This is a genomic window from Lysobacter sp. TAB13, from assembly GCF_052113885.1.
Classification (GTDB): Bacteria; Pseudomonadota; Gammaproteobacteria; order Xanthomonadales; family Xanthomonadaceae; genus Lysobacter; species Lysobacter gummosus.
Genome location: NZ_JBFRDR010000012.1, coordinates 125,977 through 149,474, shown reverse-complemented (window position 1 = coordinate 149,474; position 23,498 = coordinate 125,977). Strand labels below are relative to the sequence as shown.

Here is a 23,498-nt window from a genome sequence, read left to right as displayed (position 1 = left end):
GATAGGCAACGGGTGGCGGTGTCTTTAAAAGTGCCTACATCGTCAATCAACACAGCACTGTTTGCACATCCTGGGAGTATTTCCGTTTGTTGACAAGGAAGTAGAGAGAAGATGGGTAGGGGGATCATGGCGATTTGGCGTTGTTACTTGGACCGATCAACATTTAGCCATCTTTGGAGACTGCAATTTGCGTGCAACTTTATGAGCTTTAGTGATGCGTTGAAAGACGCTCGCTAGCGTAGCTAGGGACAGCTACGTCGCCCCTGGTGGGGTGAGGCCAGGTCGGACTTGTGCCGGACTGGCGAGATTTGGAAATGGACAGGATGTGCGTTTCTCAGGAGCTTGTTAGAATGCATTTAGAGGAACTTCTATGAACAAAAAATTACCTGCTGCATTGTGTGTTGTGGGACTGAGCGTTATCTCCAGCCCGGCACTCGCCGTCGATTCCGTGACTGTAAATGGGCATAAATGGTACTGCACCAATCAGTGTCAAGTTACGACCAGGTCCGACGGTAGCTACAGCATTAGCGATGCCTTAGGTGGAAGAATATGGACAACGTTCCAGTCGACCCCTCCGGCGGATTAATTTAAAGTTGTCTTGATGCTTATGCCTGCAACGTGCATAACGTTGCAGGCACTTATTATGGGAGGCTCTCATGAAGAAGATTGTAATTTCGTTAGTTATTCTATGCTTGGCGGGGGGGGGCTATTTTTACAAAAGACAAGAGGCTTCGCGCGATCTAAGTCAGCAACAAGGGGCGGACTCAAAACTGGCGTCAAAAGACAATGGCGTTGACTCGCCTCCAACTGCTAATAGCGGTAAGGATTTTGAGTCGAATGACCAGGATAAACTCACATTGCCTCCTGACAATGTTGGAGGGCAACCCAATCGAAAGAAGGGAAATTATCTCGGCGCAGAGCAAAGATATTTGGCTGGAAATGCCCTAAATATGAGTGGGGTGGGGGAGGCTATAACGCAGAGAAATTTTTCTGCGGTTATTGAAGAGTTTAAGAAAGACGCGGCAGCTGAGTCTGATGCGCAAGATGCTACAAGGCTCTATAAGTCTAACTTTGAATCCATTATAGGTAATGGGGATTCGATAGCATTGTCAGACCTGGCATGCGGATTAAGTATTTGCGTGGGTACGATGCGAGCCAATGGCGATGCTGGCGAGCAGCAGTACAATAGCTGGCGGGATAGATTAAACGAAAAGGCGGCGTTGCCGACGTACTCTTTCATTGATAGCCCATATAACCTTGGAAAAGGCGAGGTTGAGCATAGGTTCTTTTTCTCCGTGGATCAGGGCGCTAATTCCGTTAACGTGAAGCGTTGAATGGATATCCGTTTTCGAATGGGCTTCGGGTCTTGTTAATTAAGTGGGTCTACTTCAATCAATGAAAGTATTGGTGTGCGGCGGAAGCGGATACATCGGATCGCATACGATTGTTGAGCTTCTAGCGAAAGGGCATGAAGTGGTCGTGGTAGATAACCACGTCAATTCGTCCCCGCAATCACTAAAGCATGTTGCTCGCATTGTTGGCGTGGATATCGAGGCCATTCACTGCGACATTCGTGATCCAAGCGCGCTTGATGCTGTTTTTTCGCGGCACAATTTCGATGCCGTGATCCATTTTGCTTCGTTGAAGTCGCACACTGAATCTTGGCGACAGCCACTTCTGTACTATGAAAACAATGTCACCGGAACGATCTCTCTACTTCAGGCGATGTTTCGCGCGAAAGTGTCGAGACTGATTTTTAGTTCATCGGCGGCGGTGTACGGCTCAAGCGATGTGACTCCGATTCCAGAGTCGGCGGCGCTCTGTCCCTCGAGCCCATATGGGCGTACCAAACTCGTTGTCGAGAATATGATCCAAGAGCTAGGTGCTACACACTTGGATTTTCAGGCCACGGTGTTGCGGTATTTTAATCCTGTTGGCGCCCATCCTAGCGGACTGATTGGAGAAGATCCAATTGGTGCTCCTAGTAATTTGATGCCGTACCTATGCCAGGTCGCGGCTGGGCGTTTTCCATTTCTACCGATATACGGGGATGACTATCCAACGCATGATGGCACGGCTGTACGCGACTACATCCACGTTGTCGATCTTGCACGTGCGCACGCGCGAGCGCTCGAGTACATGCGCGAGTGCGACGAAACATTCGTTGTCAATGTGGGTACTGGATGTGGCTACAGTGTGTTAGATGTTGTCGCTGCCTTCGAGAGCGTTAGTGGCTGCCAGATCCCTCTATCTTACATGCCGCGCAGAGCTGGTGATATTGCTAAATCAGTAGCATCACCGATATCGGCACGGCAGCGCCTGCGCTGGGAAGCAGAATACGACTTACATAAGATGTGTGAAGATGCCTGGCGCTGGCAGTCCACGTATCCGCATGGATATCGCATGAATTGATGAAGTCATACGCTACTCATGCATGTGATTGTAAAAACAGTTTAGAAACAAGAAGCTGATATTAAGCCCAGAGGAAGATTCGTTATGACTCTTCAAAAGAGTGTGTTCGTTCAAATCCCTAGCTATCGCGACAAGCAGTTAATACCTACTCTTCTGGATTTGATAGGAAACTCGTCTAATCCGGAAGTGTTGAGAATTGCTGTGTGTTGGCAGCATGGGGAAGACGAGGCCATCAGCGATTTTACCGATTCTGGATTTAGTATATCCAGCGTCAGCCTGTTTTTCGGGCATGATCTATATTCCATGAAATATAACGGAGCTTCAGTCGATCTCATAGATATTCATTACTTGAAAGCCAAGGGCCTTGGTTGGGCAAGAAATTTCTCTCAGAGGCTTTATCGAGGAGAAGGATATAGCTTGCAAATCGACGCGCATCACCGATTTATAGAAAATTGGGATGCGGCAATGATTGAAATGCTCGAATCCCTGAGGGGTGAATATAAAAAGCCGATATTGACTGGCTACCCGCCGTCGTTCGATCCAAAGTTTTATCCAGAAAGAAGGCAGAATTTTCCTGTAAAGATGCTGTTTGGAAAATTTTCGCCGCCTGCGTTGGTTTCTTTCAAGTCAAAACGAATGGAGGGTTGGCATGAGCTTGTCGCGCCAATTAGATCGCGTTTTATAAGTGGCGGTTTTGTTTTCGCGGATGGAGCAATAATCAATGATGTGATGAGCGATGAGCATCATTTTTTTGGAACTGAAGAAATAATCATGGCCGTGAGATCCTACACGCATGGCTATGATTTTTTCCATCCGCACAAGATCTTGCTTTGGCATCAATACAATTCTGACTCTGCGAAAATTTGGGATGATCATGGTCGCGAGGCTTCCGAGGCCGCGCTTGATATTCCAAGTTTTGCAAGAACATCTTATGAGCGTGCGCTTTCAATGCTCGGGATTTCCGAGGGAGATTTAAGTCACGACTTTGGTGAGTATGGTCTCGGCTCGGTTCGGACCGTAAAGCAGTACGAGAGGTATGCAGGAATTAGCTTTAAGAACAGGGGAATTCGCCAGGAAACGAAAGAGGGTGGCGAGCCTGATGACTTGCATTTTGACACTCCAGAGGATGTGTGGGAAAGCGGTTTGATATGTTCTAGAGTGTTGAGGGTCGTTTTAAATCAAGGCAACCTTTTGAAGGTTCCGCCCGGAAGTGGTCTCGTCTTGAGAATTTTTGAAGATGGTTCCGATACGATGGCAGCAGTTGAAATTCCAAGTGAGACGGCCGAAGAAGTTGTATCAAAGATGGCAAAGGAATTTCTTGTTGGAGTTGAGGTTGGGATATTTAAGGGCGGGCGACGGTACCAACTGGTTTCTGAGGGAGGCAATGCAAATTCCGAAATCGTGATTTCGGATGAAATAATGGAAATGTACTAGACAGATCATCCCTACTCCTCGAGAGAACTCGTCTCGAGCCCGATGGGCCGATTTGGATGCCGCGCGGATCGAAGAATTGATGACGCGGCAGGGCGAGTTGTACGACGCCCTGGACGCGGAGATCGCCGAGTTGGAGGAAGTGGCGGTTTCGTTGCAGCCGGTTTCCGATGAGGCGGCCGGGACGGTGCATTAGTCCGCCGGGTGAGGCAACGGTTGGCGCGACCCCTGCAGGCAGAAACGATAAGGCCGGGAGAACTCAGTTCTCCCGGTTTTTTTTGCGAAGCGATGGGGGTTGGCGCTTCCAGGATCGTCCTGTCATATCGAGGCTTCAGCGTTCGGCCGGTGCGGGCATCGGCTGTTATCCACGGATCGATAAAGGGTTTAGGGGCGAATACATGCAAACGGACGATGCGGTTTGGAACCTGATGCTCGCAGCGATCGGGCAGCGGATCGACAGTCCGCAGGGACTGGCGCTGGTCGAGGCGATCGGCGCCAAGCCGCTGCGCGCGGTCACTCCGCAGAATTTTTCCGATTACACCCAGGTCAAGTCGCTGGGCATCAGCGTGTCGGCGACGCCGATTCCGAAGTATCGGGCCTACTGGCCGGAGCGCAGGGAGAAGCGGGCCTACGTGAACTACATCCACAAGATCGAACTCACGCCGCCTTACTCGGGCCGTTTGCCCGAGGGCATGCATTGGGGCATCACCCGGCCGGAACTCGACGCCATTGCCGCGTTCGAGCTGCGCGGGTCGCGCGCGATTCCGTATTGGAACTTCGCCGCGCCCGCGCCTGAGGTGGAGCTCACGGCATGCACGTCGATCAATGCCTTGTTCCCGCCGGAGCAGCCTGCCGCCGACCGGATCCTGATCGAGCTGGCCACCGAGCACGACTTCATTTCCGCGTATGAAGCGTATGAAGTCAGCAAACCGCTGGTGTACGTCGAGGACGCGTTCTTCACCGTGTGGTGCGCGTTGAACGGCGTGCTGGATGAAACGAAGTTCACGGCGGAGGTGATCCGGCCCTTGCGCGAGCGGTCGGTCACTCCTCTGGCCTTCCTGCACGGCGCTTGCGGCCGCCTGCTCTGGAGCGAAGACGTTCGCCCGCCCTTCCTGGAGTTCATGTGGACGTACTACATGGGCATGCACCTGCCCGATGAGCAGCGATGGGTGGCCGACATCAAGACGGTGTTCGGCGCCTCCAATCATTTCAAGGACGACTCTGCGCAGATGACGCAAGACGATTGGCGGAACTATGACCTGATCGCGCCGTGCATCGCGGATCGATTCGCGCAATGGCAACGCGGCGAACTCAAGGCGCCCGACAGGTAACAGCGGTGCTTACGCTGTGAAATGAAAACGGCCGGGAGAGTCGCACTCTCCCGGCCGTTTTAGTTTTCGAAGCGGCCGGCTGCCTTCAGCCCGCAGCGCCTTCCCGCTCACGTTCGATCGCGCGCCAGCCGATATCGTTGCGATGGAACTCGCCGTCCCAATGGATTTTCGCGAGCGCGGCATAGGCCTCGCGCTGCGCCTGCGCGACGTCGTCGCCGAGCGCGCATACGCACAGCACGCGGCCGCCAGCGGTCAGCGTTTCGCCGTCCGCGCCGAGCTTGGTGCCGGCCTGGAAGACTTTCGCGTGCGCGGGCTGCGCCGCGTCCAGACCGTGGATGACGTCGCCGGCCTTCGGCGTTTCCGGGTAGTTCGCCGCGGCCATCACCACGCCCAGCGAGGGGCGCGGGTTCCACTGCGCTTGCGCGCTGTCGAGCTTGCCGTCCAGCGCGGCTTCGACCAGATCGAGCAGGTCCGAGTCCAGGCGCAGCATCACCGGCTGGGTTTCCGGGTCGCCGAAGCGCACGTTGAATTCGATGACTTTCGGTGCTCCGTGCGCGTCGATCATCAGGCCGGCGTAGAGGAATCCGGTGAACGGAACGCCGTCGGCGATCATGCCGTTCACCGTCGGCATCACCACTTCGCGCATGACGCGTTCGTGCACTTGCGGCGTCACTACGGGCGCGGGCGAGTACGCGCCCATGCCGCCGGTGTTCGGGCCGGTGTCGCCGTCGCCGACGCGCTTGTGGTCTTGCGAGGTCGCCATCGGCAGCGCGTGGCGGCCATCGACCATGGAGATGAAGCTGGCTTCTTCGCCGTCGAGGAATTCTTCGATCACCACGCGCGCGCCGGCGGCGCCGAAGGCGTTGCCGGAGAGTATGTCGGTGACGGCGGCTTCGGCCTCGGCCAGCGTCATCGCCACGATCACGCCCTTGCCGGCAGCCAGACCGTCGGCCTTGACCACGATCGGCGCGCCTTTCTCGCGGATGTAGGCCAGCGCCGCATCGACTTGCGTGTGCACGGCGTAGTACGCGGTGGGAATACCGTGGCGGGCCAGGAAGTCTTTCGCGTAGGCCTTGCTGCCTTCGAGCTGCGCGGCGGCGGCGGTGGGCCCGAAGATGCGCAGGCCGGCGGCGCGGAAGCGATCGACCACGCCGGTGACCAAGGGCGCTTCCGGGCCGACCACGGTCAGGGCGATGTTTTCCTGGCCGACCAGTTCGAGCAGGCCGTCGATATTGGTGGCGGCGACGGCGACGTTGCGGCATTTGCGTTCGTACGCGGTGCCGGCGTTGCCGGGCGCGACCAGCACTTCCTCGATGCGCGGCGACTGGGCGAGCTTCCAGGCCAGCGCGTGTTCGCGTCCGCCGGAACCGATTACGAGGACTTTCATGCTTGCTCCGGGGAAACGAGGGGAAGAAGTCGCGGAAGATGGATATTACGACGGTAGGAGATGGCAGCAGTCAGTGAATCGTCGAACCCGCCGCGATCACCCCATCCTTGCGCATCCGCGCGATCGCCAGATCCGCCAGGCTGTCCCACAGCGGCGGCGGCAAATGGTTCTTGCGCAGATTCCATAGCAGCGCGATCGACTGGAAACGGCCTTCGCGCCAGGTCAGCGTCGCGCGCCAGGACGGTTGCAGGTTCTGCGGGTCCAGCAGTTCGATGCGGTAGTTCTGTTCGCTGACGGTGTGGCCGTCGAATTTCAGATCCTGCAGCGACACGCGCAGCACCGGCGCGTTGGCGTCGCGGATCGACTGCTTGGTCTGGGTCTGATATTGCGCGGCGGCGTGGCGGTCGGACACGCGGGTGGTCTGGCCGAAGCGTTCTTCGTCGCTGCGCGCGGCCACCTCGCGGGTTTCATAGCCCAATTGCTCGAAGCGCTTGGCCAATGCGCGCGCGACTTGCACGGTGTAGTCGCGGCGCAGGCCGGCGCCGATTTCCAGCGCCACGTCGGGCTCGACCACCATCACCGTGACCGCGCGGCCACCGATGCGGTAATCGCCCAGCGATTCGCTTTCCACCGCCTGTCGGCGCGAGTACTGCCACGCGCCCCACACGGCCATCACCGCGATCAGCACGGCGAACACGCTGAGCTTGCGCACCAGCGAGCGCATCAGGTTGCGGCCCAGCGACGACGTTGCGGCGGTCGCGGTGGCCGGATTCACGACCACCGGCGTCGCCCGCGGCTTGGCGCGGCCGTTGTTGCCGGAGGCATCGGATTTGGAAGGATCGGACATACGCGTTGGAAGGCGGGCGCGAAAACGGTTCGCGCCCGCGCGGACCTCAGTGACGGAAGTGACGCACGCCGGTGAACACCATCGCCAGGCCGTGTTCGTCGGCGGCGGCGATGACTTCGCCGTCGCGCATCGAGCCGCCCGGCTGGATCACCGCCTTGATGCCGGCCGCGGCGGCGGCGTCGATGCCGTCGCGGAACGGGAAGAACGCATCGGAAGCCATCACCGAACCGGGCACGACCAGCCCGGCTTCCTCGGCCTTGAGCGCGGCGATCTTGGCGCTGACCACGCGGCTCATCTGGCCGGCGCCGATGCCGATGCTGCGATGGTCGCGCGCATAGACGATGGCGTTGGACTTCACGAACTTGGCGATGCGCCAGGCGAACAGCAGATCGCTGAGCTGGGCATCGGTGGGCGCGAGCTTGCTGACCACCTTGAGTTCGTCGCGGCCGACTTCGCGCAGGTCGCTGCTCTGCACCAGCAGGCCCGAGCCGATGCGCTTGAAATCCAGGGCGTTGCGGCCCTCGCCGTGAGGAATGCGCAGCACGCGCACGTTGGCTTTCTTCTTCGCGTACTCGACCGCGGCGTCGTCGAAGTCCGGCGCGATCAGCACTTCGACGAACTGGCGGTCGAGGATGACTTTCGCCGTTGCCGCATCGAGCCTGGTGTTGAAAGCGATGATGCCGCCGAAGGCCGAAGTCGGATCGGTGGCATAAGCCAGTTCGTAAGCATCGCCGCAGGCCACGCCCTCGGCGACGCCGCAGGGGTTGGCGTGCTTGACGATCACGCAGGCCGGGCGCTCGAACTGGCGCACGCAGTCCCAGGCGGCATCGGCGTCGGCGAGATTGTTGTAGCTCAGCTCCTTGCCCTGCAGCTGGACGAAGGTGGCCAGGCTGCCCGGCAGCGGCTGCAGGTCGCGGTAGAACGCGCCCTGCTGGTGCGGGTTTTCGCCGTAGCGCAGGTCCATGACCTTGACGAAGCTGGCGTTGTGCTGGGCCGGGAAGGCTTGCGCGCTGCCGTCTTCGGCGATCGCCGACAGGTGGTTGCTGATCGCCGCGTCGTACTGGGCGACGCGGTTGAACGCGGCCACCGACAACGCGAAGCGGGTCTTGGCGCTGAGCGCGCCGGCGTTGGCCTGCAGTTCGGCGATCAGGCCGGCGTATTGGGCCGGGTCGGTCGCGACCGCGACGCGGGCGAAGTTCTTCGCCGCCGAGCGCAGCATCGCCGGGCCGCCGATGTCGATGTTCTCGATGATGTCTTCGAAGCTGCTGGCCGGGTTGGCCGCGACTTTCTCGAACGGATACAGGTTCAGCACCAACAGATCTATCGCATCGATCCCGTGCTGAACCATCACCGCGTCGTCGATGCCGGCGCGGCCGAGCAGGCCGCCGTGGACGATGGGATGCAGGGTCTTGACCCGGCCGTCCATCATTTCCGGGAAACCGGTGACCTCGGACACGTCGCGCACGTTCAGGCCGGCCTCGCGCAGGGCCTTGGCGGTGCCGCCGGTGGACAGCAGTTCCACGCCTTGTGCGGCCAGGGCCTGGGCGAGTTCGAGAAGGCCGGTCTTGTCGGACACGGACAGCAGGGCGCGACGGACGTGAACCGGCGTGCCGGTGGAGCGATCGGAGGTCATGCGGGGAGGAGGGCAGCGAAGGGCGCGGGAATTATAGCTGGGCTGTGCTGGCGGGCCGGGGCGTTCGTGCCTGGAAGGGGGTTTTTGCGGCTTGGGGTGTTGGGTGGAGCAAGATCAAAGGCTCAAATCCCCCGCGTCCTGCGGACGCTCGCCCCCTTTTCTAAAGGGGGCAAAAGGCGGTGGCGCCGGCGGGGGAGGCCGTGCGTCTTTGAGGCGACAAGCGCCAACGTCGGCCCTTCCCACCCCGCCTTTGCTGTTCCCCCCTTTGAAAAAGGGGGGCAGGGGGGATTTGCTCTTCCCCCAACCCGCCACGCAGGCCACCCACGCTAGTCCCCAAGTCGAGCATTCCGATACCACCCACACCCGCCGCCCCAGCACCCACCATCGCGCCCCACAGCCGCTAAGCTGGTCCCCGACCGCCCGTGGGGGTGCGGAGGAACGCACAAGGAATGGCATCGATCTACGCGTTGAAGGGACGCTTCCAGGCGCTGTTGCGGCCGATGGTGCGCGCGATGCATGCGCTGGGCGTCACCGCCAATCAGGTCACCGCCGCCGCGGCGCTGATCTCGCTCGCGCTCGCCGCGCTGGTGTACTGGGGCGCGCCGCGCCAGCCTTGGTGGTTCGCGCTGTTGCCGGCATGGATGTTCGTGCGCATGGCGATGAACGCCATCGACGGCATGCTCGCGCGCGAATTCGGCCAGCAGTCGCGGCTGGGCGCTTACCTCAACGAATTGTGCGACGTCGTCTCCGACAGCGCGCTGTATCTGTCGCTGTTCGCATTGGCCGGCCTGCATCCGGCGCCGTTGCTTGCGTTCGTGTTGCTGGCGGTGTTGACCGAATACGCCGGCGTGCTGGGGCCGATGATCGGCGCGCCGCGCCGTTACGACGGGCCGATGGGCAAGAGCGATCGCGCCTTCGTGATCGGTCTGCTCGGCCTGCTGCTGGCGTTGGGATGGATCGGCGCGCGCACGACGGAACTTGCGTTGGCGCTGGGCAGTCTGATGTGCGCGTGGACCGTAGTGCGCCGTGTGCGCGCCGGTTTGCGGCATGATGCCGCGCAGGACGTCGCGCACCGACAAGGAGAACAATCATGAGGACGTGGTCATGAGCGAAGCGCAGGAAGGTTATTTCGCCAGTTTCGACGGGGTCGAACTGTTCTATCGCCACTGGCCGGCGAGCAAGAGCGACGGCGGGCCGCGCAAGGCGCTGGTGTTGCTGCATCGCGGTCACGAGCATTCCGGGCGCGTGCAGCATCTGGTCGCCGAATTGGGGCTGGACGAGTTCGACGTGTTCGCCTGGGACGCGCGCGGCAACGGCCGTTCGCCCGGCGAGCGCGGCGATGCGCCCGGTTTCGAGGCGCTGGTGCGCGATCTGGATCGCTTCATCGCCCACATCCACGCCAAGCATCAGGTCGCAGTCGAAGACATCGCCTTGATCGCGCAGAGCATCGGCGCGGTGGTCGCGGCGACCTGGGTGCACGATTACGCGCCGCGCCTGCGCGCGCTGGTGCTGGCTTCGCCGGCGTTCAAGGTCAAGCTGTACGTGCCGCTGGCGCGGCCGGGCCTGAAGCTGATGCAGAAGCTGCGCGGCAATTTCTTCGTCAACAGCTACGTCAAGCCGCAGTGGCTGACCCACGATCCGGAGCGGATCGAAAGCTATCGCACCGACCCGTTGATCGCCCGGCCGATTTCGGTGCGGGTGCTGCTGGGCCTGTACGAAGCCGCCGACCGCATCGTCGCCGATGCGCAGGCGATCACCGTGCCCATCCAGCTGTTGGTGTCCGGCGCGGATTTCGTCGTCCATCGCGGCCCGCAGGACCGTTTTTACGAACGCCTGGGCTCGCGCATCAAAGAGCGCCACCTGCTCGCGGATTTCTACCACGACACCCTGGGCGAGAAAGGCCGCGCCGCCGCGGTCAACCGCATCCGCGCGTTCGTGCAGGCGCGTTTCGCCGAGCCGCTGCAGCGCGCCGATCTGCTCGACGCGCACCGGCACGGGCCCAGCTTCGAGGAATCGGAAAAACTGTCGTGGCCGCCGCAGCGCTGGTCGCTGGCCGATCTGCGCTGGCGCTTCGTCCGCGCCGGCCTGCGCTTCGGCGGCAAATTGTCGCAAGGCATCAAGCTGGGCCTGGACACCGGTTTCGACTCGGGCAGCAGCCTGGATTACGTGTACCGCAACGAAGCGCGCGGCAGCGGGCCGCTCGGCCGCATGGTCGATCGCAATTATCTGGAAGCCATCGGCTGGCGCGGCATCCGCGTGCGCCGCACCCACCTGCACGAGCTGCTGCGCGACGCCATGCGCCGTCTGCGTGCGGCCGGCATGGCGGTGGACGCGGTGGACATCGCCGCCGGTCACGGCCGTTACGCGCTCGAAGCGCTGGCCGGCGGCGTCGAGCGCGCCGATTCGATCCGCTTGCGCGACTACAGCGAGCTCAACGTCGGTAAGGGCCGCGCGCTGATCGATGAACTCGGCGCCGGCGCGCTCGCGCGCTTCGACCAGGGCGACGCCTTCGATCGCAACGCGCTGGCCGCGCTCGATCCCAAGCCGACCCTGGCGGTGGTGTCGGGCCTGTACGAACTGTTTCCCGACAACGCGCTGGTGCGGCGTTCGCTGGACGGTCTGGCCGCGGCGGTGCCGCCGGGCGGCTTCCTGGTCTACACCGGCCAGCCCTGGCATCCGCAACTGGAGTTCATCGCCCGTGCGCTGACCAGCCATCGCGGCGGCGAGGCCTGGGTGATGCGCCGGCGCAGTCAGCAGGAGATGGACGACCTGGTGCGCGCGGCGGGCTTCGTCAAGATCGACCAGCGCATCGATGCCTGGGGCATCTTCACCGTATCGCTGGCGCAGCGAGTCCAGCCATGACCGTCGCGACCGCGCGCCGCCCGTGGGCGCGGGCGGCGTTGTGGCTGGCGTTGCTGGGGCCGCTGTTCTTCCTCAGCTACGGCTACGCCAACTCGGTCGCGGCCGCGCGCGCGGACGTGCCCAGCATCGTGTTCGGCTGGGAACATGCGATCCCGTTCTGGGCCTGGACCATCGTGCCGTACTGGTCGATCGATCTGTTCTACGGCATTTCCCTGTTCGTGTGCCGCGACAAGCGCGAGCTGGACACGCAGGCGTTTCGGCTGCTGACCGCGCAGGCCATCGCGGTCGGCTGCTTCCTGCTGTTCCCGCTGCATTTCACCTTCACCCGTCCGGACTCCGGCGGCGTGTTTGGTTGGCTGTTCGACGTGCTGCTGGGCTTCGACAAGCCGTTCAATCAGGCGCCGTCGCTGCATATCGTGTTGCTGATCGTGCTGTGGGTGCGTTTCGCCCAGCACCTGAGCGGCGCCTGGCGCTGGCTGCTGCATGGGTGGTTCGCGCTGATCGGCGTGTCGGTGCTGACCACTTATCAGCATCACTTCATCGATATTCCCACCGGCGTGCTGGCCGGCTGGCTGTGCGTGTGGCTGTGGCCCGAGCGCGCGGCCGCGCCGTGGCGCGACGCGGCGCTGGCGCGCGATCCGCAGTGCTGGAAGCTGGCGGGGGTTTATCTGGCCGGCGCGGCGCTGTGCGCGTGGGTCGCGATCGATCTGGGCGGTTGGGCGCTGTGGTTGTTCTGGCCGGCGGCGTCGCTGCTTTTGGTCGCGGCCAACTACGCCGTGTTCGGCGCGAACGGTTTCCAGAAACGCGACGACGGCCGCCTGAGCCACGCCGCGCAATGGCTGTACGCGCCGTACCTGCTCGGCGCCTGGGCCAATTCGCGCTGGTGGACGCGGCGCGCGCCGCAGCCGGTGTGGGTCATCGACGAGCTGTGGCTGGGCCGGGTGCCGGCGCGCGGGCAGCGCGACGGGTATGCGCGCGTGGTCGATGTCAGCGCGGAGCTGCCGCTGCGGCCGTGGCGCGAGGGCGATGTGGTGCGGCCGATGCTCGATCTGGTCGCGCCGACGCCGCAGCAACTGCGTCAGGTCGCGGCCGATATCGAATCCGCGCGCGGCCGCGGCGAGGTTCTGGTGTGCTGCGCCCTGGGCTATTCGCGCAGCGCCGCCGCGGTGGCGGCGTGGCTGTTGCGCAGCGGCCGCGCGGCGACGGTCGATGAGGCGATCGCGATCCTGCGCCGGGCGCGTCCGGCGATCGTGCTGCGCGAGCGCCATCGGCGCGCGCTGGGTTTGATGATGCGCGAGGCGGCGCCGCCGCCGGCCGCGTTCGGAGAGCAGACGGCATGAGCGCGGATCACGCAGGCGACGCGGCCGATGCCGCACCGATCTCCGCCTTCGAACTGCGGGCGATGTCAGCATTGCTCGCGCAGGGACGCTGGCTGTGCGCGGCGTCCTTGCTGCTATGGCTTGCGGCTTTGCTTGGATTGATCCTCGGCGCCGCGCCGCCGCCGTGGGCACCGATCGCCTGGCCGCTGAGCCTGTTGGCGGGGTTGGCGCAGTTGTACTACGCGATCCGCGTGGACTTCGACGCGCGCCTGCTGCAAGCCCTGGCCGAATCCGGCACCGCCGCCCATGCCGCCAACCGGCTGGACGCCGCGCTGCTCAGCCTGGGCTTGCTCAAACCCGGCCGCGAGGGCCGCGATTGGCCGCGGCGCTGGCGCGGCGCGCGCGGCCTGCTGTTGCGGCAGGCGCTGGTTTTGATCGTACAGTTCGCGGCACTGATCGCACCCTTTGGACGAGTGTGGCTATGAATCCGACCGACGCTGCGCAATGGACCGATGAGCAGCGCGCCCTGTGGCAGCGGCTGCGCGACTATCGTTTCGGTGGCGAACATCCGCAGGCCTATGTGGACCGCATCGCCCACGCCATCCAGTCTTCGCGCGAAACCGCCGAGGCGGCGCTGGAGGAATACCGCCGCTTCTGTTTCCTGGCGGTGGTGGCGACGCACACGGTGACGCCGAGCGAGACCATCGACAAGGTCTGGCACGCGCACATGACCGACACGCGCGACTACTGGCTGCGGTTCTGCCCGCAGGTGCTCAAGCGCGATCTGCACCACACTCCGTCTCTGGGCGGGCAGGTCGAGGATTCGCGCCATCAGCAGCAATACCGCGACACGCTGGATAGCTACCGCAGCTACTTCGACGAACCGCCGGCCGCGTTGTGGCCGCCGGCGCGGGTCGAACCGCCGCCGCGCAAGCCGGCGGCGCGCGATGAGGCGCGGCTGCGCCTGCTGACGCCGTGGGCCTCGGCGCCGGGCGGCATCGGCATCGGCGTGTGGGCGGCGAGCGCGGCGCTGATCGCGCTGTGGGTGCTGCTCGCGCCGGCGCAGGGAACCTTCAACGTGCTGAACTGGCGCGGCGGTGCGTTCCTCGCGTTTTATTTGTTCGCGCTGGTGTGGGGCTTCCTCGCCGGCAGCGCGGTCAAGCGGCCGATGCGCGGGCCGAACACGCGCGACGGCAAGAGTTACGACGACTTCGTCGAACTCGGCTTCCTCGCCGGCGGCGCCGAGCGCGCAGCCGACGTGGCCATCGTCGAGCTGATGGAGCGCGGCGTGCTGAGCTTGGACTATCAGGGCAGCGCCTACGCCGCCGCGCAGCAGCGCGATGAAGTGTGGCTGCGCATCGACGCCGCCCAGGCCGCGCGACTGACGCCGCCGCTGCGCACCGCCGCCGACGTGGCCGCGCGCGAACAGACCATGAGCGCGACATTGAAAACGCTCGAACGCGCCTACACGCCGATCGCCGCGCAACTGCGGCGCAAGGGCTGGTGGCTGCCGGCGGCGCGCGAATGGCAGATCCGCCTGATCGGCAGCGCGCCGCTGCTGGCGCTGGCGGCGCTGGGCGTGATGAAACTGATGATCGGCCTGGCGCGCGACAAGCCGGTCGGGTTCTTGTTCATTGCGCTGATCCTGACCGTGTTCACGTGCCTGGGCCGACTGCTGCGCGCACAACCACGCACGCGCGCCGGCGAGTGGGTGCTGCACGACGCCAGCAAGCAGCTGTCCGGCGCGGAGCCGATGCACCGCGCCGCGTTGATGGGCACGATCGGCCTGGTCGGCACCGACTACAGCGAGTACCACACCTTGCGCACGCCGGTATCGAGTTCGTCGAGCAGCGATTCGAACAGCAGTAGCAGCAGCGGTTGCAGCAGCGGCGACGGGGGCGGCGGCGGTGGATGCGGCGGTTGTGGCGGCGGCGGTGGCGATTGAACGCGACGCAAGTGAATGCAGCACGATGCAGCGGAGTACGACGATGACGAGCGAGCACGGACCCAACGAGCAATCCCGCGAAGGCCGCGAGGCCGCACCGCAGCCGCCTGCGCCACCGCAGGCCGGCGCCGCGGCCGCGCCGCGCGACGACCGGCTCATGGCCCTGGCCGCGCGATTGCGCGCGCGCGGCGCCACGCCCAACGGCATTTCGCTGTTCGCCATCGGCCTGTCGGCGCTGGCCGGCGCTTCGTTCTTCTTCGCCTTGCGCGATCCGCCGCATTACGGCGCGGCCTTGCTGCTGTTCGCGGCGCTGTGCCTGGGCGGACGCCTGCTGTGCAACCGGCTCGACGGCTTGCTGGCGCGCCGCGGCGGCATGGTCGGCAAGGCCGGCGAGGTCTACAGCGACGCGCCCGATCGATTGGCCGATGCGCTGGTATTCCTCGGCGTCGGCTACGGTCTGGCGGCGTGGCTGCCGTGGGCCTCGGACCTGGGCTGGGCGGCGTCGCTGCTCGCGGTCGGCACCGCCTACGTGCGCGTGCTCGGTCTGGCCTGCGGCCTGCGCGAACACGACGAAGGGCCGATGCCGCGGCGCACGCGCATGATCGCCACCGCGATCGCGGCGCTGCTGTCGGCGGTGGGGCTGGCGCTGGGGCATCCGATCGTCGTCGCGTGGTTGCTGCTGGCCGCGCTGGGCGCGGTGATCGTCGGCGCGGCGTGGACCATCGGCCTGCGTCTGCGCGCGATCGTGCGCGAACTGGAGGCGCGATGATTTCGCAACTGCTGGCCGACGGCTTCAGCGCCGCGATCCGGCTGCTGACCGGCGCGCGCGCGCTGTGGCGCTGCTCGCCCTCGGCCGATCACCGGGTTTATTACGGCAACCACGTCAGCCACGGCGATTTCGTCATGATCTGGTCGGCGTTGCCGCCGTCGCTGCGCCGCGACGTGCGGCCGGTGGCCGGCGCCGATTACTGGCAGCGCGATGTCCTGCGCCGCTATCTGATCCGCGAAGTCTTCAACGGTGTGCTGATCGAGCGCGATCCGCAGCAGCGCAAGCAGGATGCGATCGAAACCTTGTGCGAAGCCGTGGATGGCGGCAGTTCGCTGATCCTGTTTCCGGAAGGCACGCGCAATCAGAGCGATGAGCCGCTGCTGCCGTTCAAGAGCGGCCTGTATCACCTGGCGCGCAAGCGGCCGGAGCTGGAATTCGTGCCGGTGTGGATCGACAACCTGGCCCGGGTGATGCCCAAGGGCAAGCTGCTGCCCTTGCCGCTGCTGTGTACGGCGACCTTCGGCGACACCCTGCGGCTGGAGGCGGACGAAGACAAGCAGGCGTTCCTGCAGCGCGCGCGCAACGCCTTGCTGGCCTTGTCCGAGCACGGCCAGGGGACGGCGGCATGAACCAGTGGCTGGGATTCGCCCGCGAGTTGCCGCACTCGGTGCTGTTGTTCTCCGGCGTGGCCGGCGTGCTGCTGATCGCGACGGTGATCGCCGAATGGCTGCGCTGGAAAACCCGCGAACGCCCGAGCGCGGTGATCGCCAATCTGGTCGCGCGCATCCGCGCGTGGTGGGTGATGGCGCTGGTGGTCGGAGTGGCGTTCGTGATCGGCCGCAGCGGCATGATCGTGTTGTTCGCGCTGGTGTCCTTGTTCGCGCTGCGCGAATTCATCACTCTGGCGCCGACCCGTCGCGGCGATTACTACGCGCTGCTGGCGGCGTTCTATCTGGCGCTGCCGTTGCAGTACTGGCTGGTCTACATCGACTGGTACGGGCTGTATACGCTGTTGATTCCGGTGTATGCGTTCTTGCTGCTGCCGATCCTGTCCACGATCGGCGGCGATACCACCCGTTATCTGGAGCGCACGGCCAAGGTTCAGTGGGGCCTGATGATCTGCGTGTTCTGCATTTCCCACGTGCCGGCGCTGATCAATCTGCATATTCCCGGTTATGAAGGGCGCAATCTGCTGTTGATCGCGTTCCTGGTGATCGTGGTGCAGTCCTCCGACGTGCTGCAGTACGTATGGGGCAAGCTGTGCGGCAAGCGCCTGATCGCGCCGAAGCTGTCGCCGTCGAAAACGCTCGAGGGTTTCATCGGCGGCGTGGCCTCGGCGACCGCGCTCGGCGCGGCCTTGTGGTGGATCACCCCGTTCAATCCCTGGCAAGCCGCGGCGTTGGCGCTGGTGATCAACCTGATGGGCTTCTACGGCGGCCTGGTGATGTCGGCGATCAAGCGCGACCGCGGAATCAAGGATTGGGGGCATATGATCGAAGGCCATGGCGGCGTGCTCGATCGGTTGGATTCGGTGTGTTTCGCCGCCCCCGTATTTTTTCATTTGATACGGTATTGGTGGGTGTAGCCCGACGCTTTGCGCGCATTGCGCGCAGTCGGGCTACACGCCCGGCCATGGATGGCCGGGCCGGACGATCCGAAGCACGCGAAAACTTCGCCATGGACGGCAGCGAGTAACGCAAGAAGCGCCGTACGCGCGCGCCGCACAGCAACCCAAACCTACATGCCTCAAGCAACCCCGCCCCCGCGGAGAGCAAAAAAATGAACTCCCAACCCCTACAAATGGACGACACCGTCTACAACCACCTCAACCGCCTGTGCGAAGCCGGCAACCAACTGACCGAGCAAGGCCGTTTCGACGCCGCGGTGACCCAGTTCAACGACGCCTGGGAACTCGTGCCGGAGCCGAAGAAAGACTGGGAGGCATCGACCTGGATTCTGACCGCGATCGGCGACTGCTATTTCCATCTGCGCGATCTCAAATCCGCGCGTTCGGTGCTGGAATACGCGATGCAATGCCCCGGCGGCGTGGGCAATCCCTTCATCCATCTGCGCCTGGGACAGGTGCTGCTGGACACCGGCGAAGCCGACGCGGCCGCCGATCAACTCATGCGCGCCTACATGGGCGCCGGCGCCGAGCTGTTCGCGGCCGAAGACCCCGAGTACCTGCGCTTTCTCGGCACCCGCGCGCAACTCTAGGCGCGCGGCGCGAGCTCAGGTCCAGTCGAAAGTCAGCAGCGCCAATTGTTCGACCGGTTCGTAGAACAACACGATCAGGTCCGCGCCGGTCTTGCGGTAATTCCAGCCCGGCACCGAGGCCACGTGTTCGAAGCGGCGGCCGCTGGGACTGAGCGGCCACACCGCTTGTTCCACGCCTTCGGCCTGTCCGTATTCGAGCGGGAATTCGACCGTCTCTTCCCAGTTGTAGCCCGCGTCGGCGAAGCCGCCGAGCCGCTCGACCAGGTCCAGCGCTGTGGTGTCGTCCGAGGGCGCATTGCCGAACCGGTTGAGCCGGACCAGACGGCCGTGCTCGCGGTAATAATCGCGCGACACGCGATAGGCCCGTTCTTCGGCGAGGTAATGCTTTTCCAGTTCGGCGCGGTCGCCGCGCAGCTGCGGCGGCGTTTCTTCCAGGCTGCGTTCGAGCAGGAAATAACGCGCGTCGCCGAGCAGGCGGTAACGGCCGTCCTCGACCGCGAAACCGATCCAGTTGCTGCGCAGCAATTCGCCGTGGAATTCGTCTTCGGTGTATTGGCCGACCAGCCCGTCGCAGGGCTCCAGCGGGCTGAGCAGGTGCAGCCAACCCGACCACTGCGGACGCACCGCGCTCAGGTCGATGGACACCAGCGGATGCAGATGGCGTTGCAGCGATTCCTGGCCGGGCGCGAACACGTTACCTGCGTCCGGAAACGGCCGCAGGATGGAACCGGGTCGGGTGAAGTCGTCCTGCATGTCGCGTGCCGGTGGGAGGGGCCGGCGGATCATCGCATGGGCATCATGACGCGCAGTCGGCGGCATGCGCCGCGGTCAGTGCGGGTGCGGGGCGGCGGTGGATCGCGGGATGAATCGTCGCGGCGGCGGGCCGGTGCGGCCGCCGTGCGATGCGGCCGTTACTCCAGGCCGTATTCGCGCAGCTTCTTGCGCAGGGTGGCGCGATGGATGCCGAGCATCGCCGCGGCGCGGCTCTGGTTGCCGTCGCAGTGCAGCAGCACTTCGGCGAACAGCGGAATTTCCAGCTCGCGCAGCGCGATTTCGTACAGGTTCTCGGTGCCGCTGCCGTTGAGGTCGCCCAGGTAACGACGGATCGAAGTCGCGACGTGATCGCGCAACGGAACGCGAGGTCCGGAGCGGGCGGCTTCGTTGCGGTCGTTGAGTGCGTTCAAGTGCTTCCCCGTAGCAGGTTCTGTCCGCCGGTCGCGCCGACGGGAGGGGGAGTCTAGCGCGCTGGAGTCGCTATAAACAACGCGACGGTTCGATATTTCAACGGAAATCGAAAGTGAACGCGACTACGTGCGGCGCCGGTTCGCGCACGTCAAACTGCACCGCGGCGCTTTGCCCCGGTGCGATCAGTTCCTGCGGCCGAAAACCCTTGCGGTAGTCCCTGGGAGAGAACGCGCGCTGGCCGACCCGGCGGCCATCCACGTCCTCCAGACTCAGCACCAGGGTCGGCCAGGGCTGGGGCCAGCGCGCATCGTTGCGGAATCCGGCGGAAACGCGCAGCACGCCCGCGCGGTCGGCGACCGGCAGCACATTGCGATTAAGCATGGTCAGCGCGGCCGGTTCGCGCCACGGCGGAATCTCGCACGGCAGCACGCCGCACAGCGTCGCCACCAGCGGCCGCCAGCGCGCGTCGGCGGCGAGTTCGTCGCGCTGCGCGAGCAGCAATTGCAACGACAAGATCAGCGTGAGAGCGACCGCGAGCAGCGGCCCGCTCCAATGCATGCGCGGCGCGGCGGCGCGTGCGCGCGCCTGCTGGCGGGCGAAGCTCGGCGCGCGCCGGCCGGCGGATACGGCGGTCTCGGATTTGCCGTTGCGCGCGGCAGCGCGCCTGGCCGGCCGCGCCGGCAGGGGCGCGGCTTCGGTGAGCGGCGGCAGCGGCGCGGACGGAGTTTGTGCCGATGCGACGGACGGCTCGGTCGACGCGTCCGGATCGGATGACGATGAGCTCGCCGGCGCGTCGGCATGCGCCGCTGCGCGCGCGGATTCGTCATCGGCCCGATGAGCGTCGGCTGCGTCGTCGCCGACATCGGCGATGACGATTTCGCGCTCGGCGCGCACGTCCGCGCCGGTGCTCGCCGCCGGCGTGTCGAGCGGCGGCTTGGGCGCGCGCTGCGTCGTCGCCACGGTGCCGGGTCGGCGCAACTCGCCGGGCTCAATCGCGTGCGCGGCCGATGGCGCGGCGGGCGGGTTCGGGTCCGGCGTCGCGCCCGGCTCGGCCGTGGCGCTTTGTTGCGGCGTCGCGGCGGCCGCGTCGCCCGCATCCGCGGTTTCGCTTTGCAGCGCGCCGTTGCAACGCGGACAGGTCCGCGGCGGACCGTCCTTGGCGACGATCAGCGCGACCAGATATCCGCAGTGAGGGCAGGCGACGAACATTCGCGTTATTCAACCATGGCGCCGCGCTCAGCGACGACGGATGCCTGTGACGCGGATCCAGTCTTCGAGACGGTCGGCGCGTAGCTGATCGAAGTCGGCGGCGTAGCGCGCCAGCACCTCGTCCTCTTGTCCGGCCAGGATGCCCGACAGGGCGATGCGTCCGCCCGGCGCGACGCGCGCGGCCAGGGTGTCGGCCAGCGCGATCAGCGCCGAGGCGAGGATGTTCGCGACCACCACCGGATAGGTCGCCGGCGGTTCGTCCTGCGGCAGGTGCACCTCGATCCGCGCGCCCACGCCGTTGCGCTCGGCGTTGTCGTGGGTGGCGATCAGCGCCTGCGGGTCGTTATCGACGCCGACCGCGTGCGCGGCGCCGAGCTTGAGCGCGGCCAGGGCGAGGATGCCCGAGCCGCAGCCGAAGTCGAGCACGCGGCGGCCGTCGAGCTGGCCTTCGTCGGCCAGGGTGTCCAGCCAGGCCAGGCACAGCGAGGTGGTCGGGTGGGTGCCCGAGCCGAACGCCAGTCCCGGGTCCAGCCGCACCACCGCCGCTTCGGGCGTGTCGGCCTGCGCGGGCAGTTCGTGATTCCACGGCACGATCCAGGTGCGACGGCCGAAGTGCAGCGGCTCGTACTGGTCCATCCACGCGCGTTCCCAATCCTGGTCTTCGACCTGGCGGAAGCGCACCTGGGTCCAGTCCAGGCCAGGGTCGAAGGATTCCAGCGCGGCCAACACGATCAGCGCGTCGGTCTCGTGCGGGAACAGCGCGCTGAGGACGATGGACTGCCACAGCGGGGTTTCGCCCACGCCCGGCTCGAGGATCGCGTGCTCGTCGCTGGTGTCGGCATCGGCGTCGAGCATGGTCACGGCGAGCGCGCCGACATCGTCCAGCGCGGCTTCGAAACGCGGTTGTTCGGCTTCGCTGCAGCGCAGGGTCAGTTCGAGAAAGGGCATGAGGCGCGGTGGGTGATCGAAAGCGGCGGCCATTATTGACCCGTTTGGCCGCGATCAGATAGCGCGCGGGCGGCTCGCGTGCCGTGGGTGGCGGGGGTTTGCGCATGGAAGCGGCCGCTGCGACGGCCTGGCGGGCGCGTCGTGGGCCGCCTGCGATGAACAGGGCGAGGGCCGGTCCCGGTCGCGCAACGCGGCAGGGAAGCGTGTGCGGGCGCCAAGGCCGGATTCCACGCGGCTTTGGTCCGTGGCGGGCATCGGCACCGCCGACCCGTTCAGACCGGGCATGCCCGGATCGTGACGCTCCGCACATTTTATATGGACGCGGACATCTGTCGGGCGCTTGACTTATCATCGGTGCCTCAACGATGTACCGATGTGCCCCTCCAGCCCGCGCGGCCGGTCCGGTACGGCGGTCATCGCGTCCGTGCCGGCCCCCGCGCCGCCGTCCGCCAGCCAGGATCCCGAGTCACGCACTTGATGTCCGATGCCTACACGACCGGCTACCCGCAGATTCCGCATGAAAGACCGGCGGTCACGCGCGTGAGCGGGCGCTCGTTGGCGGTGTTCGTGGGCCTGACCTTGCTGGCCGGCGCTTTCGTCTACGCCGGCCGCGGCGGCGTGCAGGACGATACCGCCATGGCGGCGCCGGAGATCGGCCAGTCGCCGCAGGCGCGGCCGCAGCCGCTGGCGCGGCAGGGCGACTTGGGCCGCGACGACTCGATCCGTGCGCCCGCGCCGCGCCGCAACGCGCACCTGCCGGCGCAATCGCCGCTGCGTCAGCAGTTCGAGCAGGCGCCGGACCTGTACGCCTACGCGCAGACGCTGCGCACGCGCGCCGACGCCGGCGAGCCGGAAGCGATCTGGCTGCTGACGCGCGTGTACGACTACTGCGCCAACTATTCCAACGCGCCGGTCGATTACGGCAACGACACCCGCACGATCGACGCGATGAAGATGCGCAGCTCCGCCGCGATGGCGGCCGCGCGCACGCGCGTGAGCCAGCGTTGCGCGCGCTTCGCGCCCGAGGACAACCTCAGCTACTCGATGATCGTGATCAAGCGCACCGAAGCGGCCAAGGCCGGCAGCCTGCCCGCCGAAGCCTCGCTGCTGGCCGCCGGCAAACCCTTGGAGAAGACCGAGGAATACCGCCAGAGCCTGGTCGATCGCGTGGTGCGCTCCAAGGACGCCGACGCGTATTCCGCGCTGGCGCCGGGCATGGGCATCGCCGCCAACGGGCGCAGCACCGGATTCGGATACAACCGCGTCGCCGGCACCCAGTTCGCCGAACTGGCCTGGCAGCTCGCGGCATGCAAATTGGGCCAGGACTGCGGTCCCAAGGGCTCGTTGATGACCTCCTACTGCGCCAACGGCGGCATTTGCTCGCAAGACCCGCAGCAGGATTTCGCAAGTTTCGTTTACGACGCGGCGATCCCGCGTCAGGGGGCGGACGTGGTGCAGGAAATGGTCGATTCGCTGACTGGCGAAGAGAGGACGAAATGAAACGCGAGCACGTGATAAGCACGGCCAAGGTCGGGTTTTGGGCGCTGTTGCTGAGCGCCTACTCGGTCGGCGCCGCCGGCGTAATGATCGATGTGTTCGGCGAGGACTACCGCGACCTGTCGCAGGTGGCGGTGACCTCGGTGGACTCCAAGGCCGAACAGCGCTCGCTCAGCGCGGCGCAGATCGCGGCGGTCTACCGCGCGCAGAGCGGCGCGCCGTTCTCGTCGCTGCCGCCGGGCAGCACGTTCAAGGTGGTGTGGCCCGACGGCTCCAGCGAGTACGTGATGGTCGTCAGCCCCTCCTCCACCGGTGGCGTGCAGCCGATTCCGGGCACCCAGGTGGCGGCGGGCAAGAGCGGCAAGAGCTCGAACCAGCCGCGCAACGTGCCCGGCGCATCGGAGCTGACCGAGACCGACGTGCAGGAAATGGCGACCTGGCTGGAAGCGGCGAATTGATGCTTGCCGGTTCCGTCGCCGCCGCCGATGCATGCGCGCCGCTTGCGC

General features: G+C 64.9%; 22 protein-coding genes. 15 read left to right on the top strand and 7 right to left on the bottom strand.

Annotated elements, in window-relative coordinates; genetic code table 11:
- Window positions 1-656 precede the first annotated feature (656 nt).
- From AB4Y92_RS15805 to AB4Y92_RS15790, 4 genes are all read left to right on the top strand, one after another.
- Complete coding sequence (locus tag AB4Y92_RS15805; RefSeq protein ID WP_441820515.1) at window positions 657-1,334, top strand: hypothetical protein; 678 nt, start codon at window positions 657-659, stop codon at window positions 1,332-1,334.
- 61 nt (window positions 1,335-1,395) lie between these two features.
- On the top strand, window positions 1,396-2,412 hold the full coding sequence (gene galE / locus AB4Y92_RS15800) for a UDP-glucose 4-epimerase GalE (protein ID WP_441820514.1): 1,017 nt from the start codon (window positions 1,396-1,398) through the stop codon (window positions 2,410-2,412).
- Window positions 2,413-2,496: 84 nt separating this feature from the next.
- Entirely contained in the window at window positions 2,497-3,846 is a 1,350-nt protein-coding gene (locus AB4Y92_RS15795; RefSeq protein WP_441820513.1) for a GlcNAc-transferase family protein, read from the top strand.
- 395 nt (window positions 3,847-4,241) lie between these two features.
- Entirely contained in the window at window positions 4,242-5,174 is a 933-nt protein-coding gene (locus AB4Y92_RS15790; protein WP_441820512.1) for a hypothetical protein, read from the top strand.
- Between the two features lie 85 nt (window positions 5,175-5,259).
- Here the strand turns inward: AB4Y92_RS15790 and purD are convergent, their stop codons facing one another.
- From purD to purH, 3 genes are all read right to left on the bottom strand, one after another.
- Window positions 5,260-6,561 carry a phosphoribosylamine--glycine ligase gene (gene purD / locus AB4Y92_RS15785; protein WP_441820511.1) on the bottom strand — a complete coding sequence of 434 codons (1,302 nt, stop codon included), beginning with the start codon at window positions 6,559-6,561 and terminating at the stop codon, window positions 5,260-5,262.
- A 70-nt stretch (window positions 6,562-6,631) separates the two neighbouring features.
- Window positions 6,632-7,408 carry a hypothetical protein gene (locus tag AB4Y92_RS15780; protein WP_441820510.1) on the bottom strand — a complete coding sequence of 259 codons (777 nt, stop codon included), beginning with the start codon at window positions 7,406-7,408 and terminating at the stop codon, window positions 6,632-6,634.
- 46 nt (window positions 7,409-7,454) lie between these two features.
- Window positions 7,455-9,041, bottom strand: coding sequence for a bifunctional phosphoribosylaminoimidazolecarboxamide formyltransferase/IMP cyclohydrolase (purH, locus tag AB4Y92_RS15775; protein WP_441820509.1), 1,587 nt, complete (start codon window positions 9,039-9,041; stop codon window positions 7,455-7,457).
- A gap of 449 nt (window positions 9,042-9,490) precedes the next feature.
- Here purH and AB4Y92_RS15770 point away from each other — a divergent pair, with 449 nt between their 5' ends.
- The 9 genes from AB4Y92_RS15770 to AB4Y92_RS15730 all read left to right on the top strand — a co-directional run bounded on the left by AB4Y92_RS15770 (window position 9,491) and on the right by AB4Y92_RS15730 (window position 18,153).
- The gene (locus tag AB4Y92_RS15770) at window positions 9,491-10,135 is read left to right on the top strand and encodes a CDP-alcohol phosphatidyltransferase family protein (protein WP_441820508.1); all 645 of its coding nucleotides are present in this window, start codon (window positions 9,491-9,493) and stop codon (window positions 10,133-10,135) included.
- Window positions 10,136-10,145: 10 nt separating this feature from the next.
- Window positions 10,146-11,903 carry a bifunctional alpha/beta hydrolase/class I SAM-dependent methyltransferase gene (locus tag AB4Y92_RS15765; protein ID WP_441820562.1) on the top strand — a complete coding sequence of 586 codons (1,758 nt, stop codon included), beginning with the start codon at window positions 10,146-10,148 and terminating at the stop codon, window positions 11,901-11,903.
- A complete protein-coding gene (locus tag AB4Y92_RS15760; RefSeq protein WP_441820507.1) occupies window positions 11,900-13,243 on the top strand; it encodes a phosphatase PAP2/dual specificity phosphatase family protein in 1,344 nt (447 codons plus the stop codon). The genes AB4Y92_RS15765 and AB4Y92_RS15760 overlap by 4 nt, the downstream gene beginning before the upstream one ends.
- The gene (locus tag AB4Y92_RS15755) at window positions 13,240-13,707 is read left to right on the top strand and encodes a hypothetical protein (RefSeq protein ID WP_441820506.1); all 468 of its coding nucleotides are present in this window, start codon (window positions 13,240-13,242) and stop codon (window positions 13,705-13,707) included. The genes AB4Y92_RS15760 and AB4Y92_RS15755 overlap by 4 nt, the downstream gene beginning before the upstream one ends.
- Window positions 13,704-15,167: a TIGR04222 domain-containing membrane protein gene (locus AB4Y92_RS15750; protein WP_441820505.1), complete on the top strand. Its 1,464-nt coding sequence runs from the start codon at window positions 13,704-13,706 to the stop codon at window positions 15,165-15,167. Before AB4Y92_RS15755 ends, AB4Y92_RS15750 begins: the two co-directional genes overlap by 4 nt.
- Window positions 15,168-15,324: 157 nt before the next feature.
- Window positions 15,325-15,936, top strand: a complete 612-nt coding sequence (locus AB4Y92_RS15745) for a CDP-alcohol phosphatidyltransferase family protein (protein ID WP_441820561.1) — start codon at window positions 15,325-15,327, stop codon at window positions 15,934-15,936.
- Window positions 15,933-16,565, top strand: coding sequence for a lysophospholipid acyltransferase family protein (locus AB4Y92_RS15740; RefSeq protein WP_441820504.1), 633 nt, complete (start codon window positions 15,933-15,935; stop codon window positions 16,563-16,565). The genes AB4Y92_RS15745 and AB4Y92_RS15740 overlap by 4 nt, the downstream gene beginning before the upstream one ends.
- Window positions 16,562-17,521: a phosphatidate cytidylyltransferase gene (locus AB4Y92_RS15735; protein WP_441820503.1), complete on the top strand. Its 960-nt coding sequence runs from the start codon at window positions 16,562-16,564 to the stop codon at window positions 17,519-17,521. Before AB4Y92_RS15740 ends, AB4Y92_RS15735 begins: the two co-directional genes overlap by 4 nt.
- A 194-nt stretch (window positions 17,522-17,715) precedes the next feature.
- Window positions 17,716-18,153, top strand: a complete 438-nt coding sequence (locus tag AB4Y92_RS15730) for a tetratricopeptide repeat protein (protein ID WP_441820502.1) — start codon at window positions 17,716-17,718, stop codon at window positions 18,151-18,153.
- Window positions 18,154-18,168: 15 nt separating this feature from the next.
- Here AB4Y92_RS15730 and AB4Y92_RS15725 read toward each other — a convergent pair whose 3' ends face one another.
- The 4 genes from AB4Y92_RS15725 to prmA form a co-directional block, all read right to left on the bottom strand.
- Window positions 18,169-18,906 (bottom strand): hypothetical protein, encoded by a 738-nt coding sequence (locus AB4Y92_RS15725; RefSeq protein ID WP_441820501.1) that lies wholly within the window; start codon window positions 18,904-18,906, stop codon window positions 18,169-18,171.
- Between the two features lie 158 nt (window positions 18,907-19,064).
- Window positions 19,065-19,337, bottom strand: coding sequence for a DNA-binding transcriptional regulator Fis (fis, locus tag AB4Y92_RS15720; RefSeq protein WP_057941637.1), 273 nt, complete (start codon window positions 19,335-19,337; stop codon window positions 19,065-19,067).
- A 97-nt stretch (window positions 19,338-19,434) separates the two neighbouring features.
- Entirely contained in the window at window positions 19,435-20,547 is a 1,113-nt protein-coding gene (locus tag AB4Y92_RS15715) for a DUF3426 domain-containing protein (protein ID WP_441820500.1), read from the bottom strand.
- Between the two features lie 27 nt (window positions 20,548-20,574).
- Window positions 20,575-21,495, bottom strand: a complete 921-nt coding sequence (gene prmA, locus AB4Y92_RS15710) for a 50S ribosomal protein L11 methyltransferase (RefSeq protein WP_441820499.1) — start codon at window positions 21,493-21,495, stop codon at window positions 20,575-20,577.
- A 477-nt stretch (window positions 21,496-21,972) separates the two neighbouring features.
- On the opposite strand from prmA, the gene AB4Y92_RS15705 reads away from it, so the two are divergent.
- Window positions 21,973-22,995 carry a hypothetical protein gene (locus AB4Y92_RS15705; RefSeq protein WP_441820498.1) on the top strand — a complete coding sequence of 341 codons (1,023 nt, stop codon included), beginning with the start codon at window positions 21,973-21,975 and terminating at the stop codon, window positions 22,993-22,995.
- Window positions 22,992-23,450 (top strand): hypothetical protein, encoded by a 459-nt coding sequence (locus AB4Y92_RS15700; protein WP_441820566.1) that lies wholly within the window; start codon window positions 22,992-22,994, stop codon window positions 23,448-23,450. Before AB4Y92_RS15705 ends, AB4Y92_RS15700 begins: the two co-directional genes overlap by 4 nt.
- The last annotated feature ends 48 nt before the right edge of the window (window positions 23,451-23,498 follow it).

Excerpts from the sequence above, each read along its gene's own strand:
- AB4Y92_RS15805 (WP_441820515.1), top strand. The coding sequence starts at position 657 with ATGAAGAAGATTGTAATTTCGTTAGTTATTCTATGCTTGGCGGGGGGG.
- galE (WP_441820514.1), top strand. The coding sequence starts at position 1,396 with ATGAAAGTATTGGTGTGCGGCGGAAGCGGATACATCGGATCGCATACG.
- AB4Y92_RS15795 (WP_441820513.1), top strand. The coding sequence starts at position 2,497 with ATGACTCTTCAAAAGAGTGTGTTCGTTCAAATCCCTAGCTATCGCGAC.
- AB4Y92_RS15790 (WP_441820512.1), top strand. The coding sequence starts at position 4,242 with ATGCAAACGGACGATGCGGTTTGGAACCTGATGCTCGCAGCGATCGGG.
- purD (WP_441820511.1), bottom strand. The coding sequence starts at position 6,561 with ATGAAAGTCCTCGTAATCGGTTCCGGCGGACGCGAACACGCGCTGGCC.
- AB4Y92_RS15780 (WP_441820510.1), bottom strand. The coding sequence starts at position 7,408 with ATGTCCGATCCTTCCAAATCCGATGCCTCCGGCAACAACGGCCGCGCC.
- purH (WP_441820509.1), bottom strand. The coding sequence starts at position 9,041 with ATGACCTCCGATCGCTCCACCGGCACGCCGGTTCACGTCCGTCGCGCC.
- AB4Y92_RS15770 (WP_441820508.1), top strand. The coding sequence starts at position 9,491 with ATGGCATCGATCTACGCGTTGAAGGGACGCTTCCAGGCGCTGTTGCGG.
- AB4Y92_RS15765 (WP_441820562.1), top strand. The coding sequence starts at position 10,146 with ATGAGCGAAGCGCAGGAAGGTTATTTCGCCAGTTTCGACGGGGTCGAA.
- AB4Y92_RS15760 (WP_441820507.1), top strand. The coding sequence starts at position 11,900 with ATGACCGTCGCGACCGCGCGCCGCCCGTGGGCGCGGGCGGCGTTGTGG.
- AB4Y92_RS15755 (WP_441820506.1), top strand. The coding sequence starts at position 13,240 with ATGAGCGCGGATCACGCAGGCGACGCGGCCGATGCCGCACCGATCTCC.
- AB4Y92_RS15750 (WP_441820505.1), top strand. The coding sequence starts at position 13,704 with ATGAATCCGACCGACGCTGCGCAATGGACCGATGAGCAGCGCGCCCTG.
- AB4Y92_RS15745 (WP_441820561.1), top strand. The coding sequence starts at position 15,325 with ATGGCCCTGGCCGCGCGATTGCGCGCGCGCGGCGCCACGCCCAACGGC.
- AB4Y92_RS15740 (WP_441820504.1), top strand. The coding sequence starts at position 15,933 with ATGATTTCGCAACTGCTGGCCGACGGCTTCAGCGCCGCGATCCGGCTG.
- AB4Y92_RS15735 (WP_441820503.1), top strand. The coding sequence starts at position 16,562 with ATGAACCAGTGGCTGGGATTCGCCCGCGAGTTGCCGCACTCGGTGCTG.
- AB4Y92_RS15730 (WP_441820502.1), top strand. The coding sequence starts at position 17,716 with ATGAACTCCCAACCCCTACAAATGGACGACACCGTCTACAACCACCTC.
- AB4Y92_RS15725 (WP_441820501.1), bottom strand. The coding sequence starts at position 18,906 with ATGCAGGACGACTTCACCCGACCCGGTTCCATCCTGCGGCCGTTTCCG.
- AB4Y92_RS15715 (WP_441820500.1), bottom strand. The coding sequence starts at position 20,547 with ATGTTCGTCGCCTGCCCTCACTGCGGATATCTGGTCGCGCTGATCGTC.
- prmA (WP_441820499.1), bottom strand. The coding sequence starts at position 21,495 with ATGCCCTTTCTCGAACTGACCCTGCGCTGCAGCGAAGCCGAACAACCG.
- AB4Y92_RS15705 (WP_441820498.1), top strand. The coding sequence starts at position 21,973 with ATGTCCGATGCCTACACGACCGGCTACCCGCAGATTCCGCATGAAAGA.
- AB4Y92_RS15700 (WP_441820566.1), top strand. The coding sequence starts at position 22,992 with ATGAAACGCGAGCACGTGATAAGCACGGCCAAGGTCGGGTTTTGGGCG.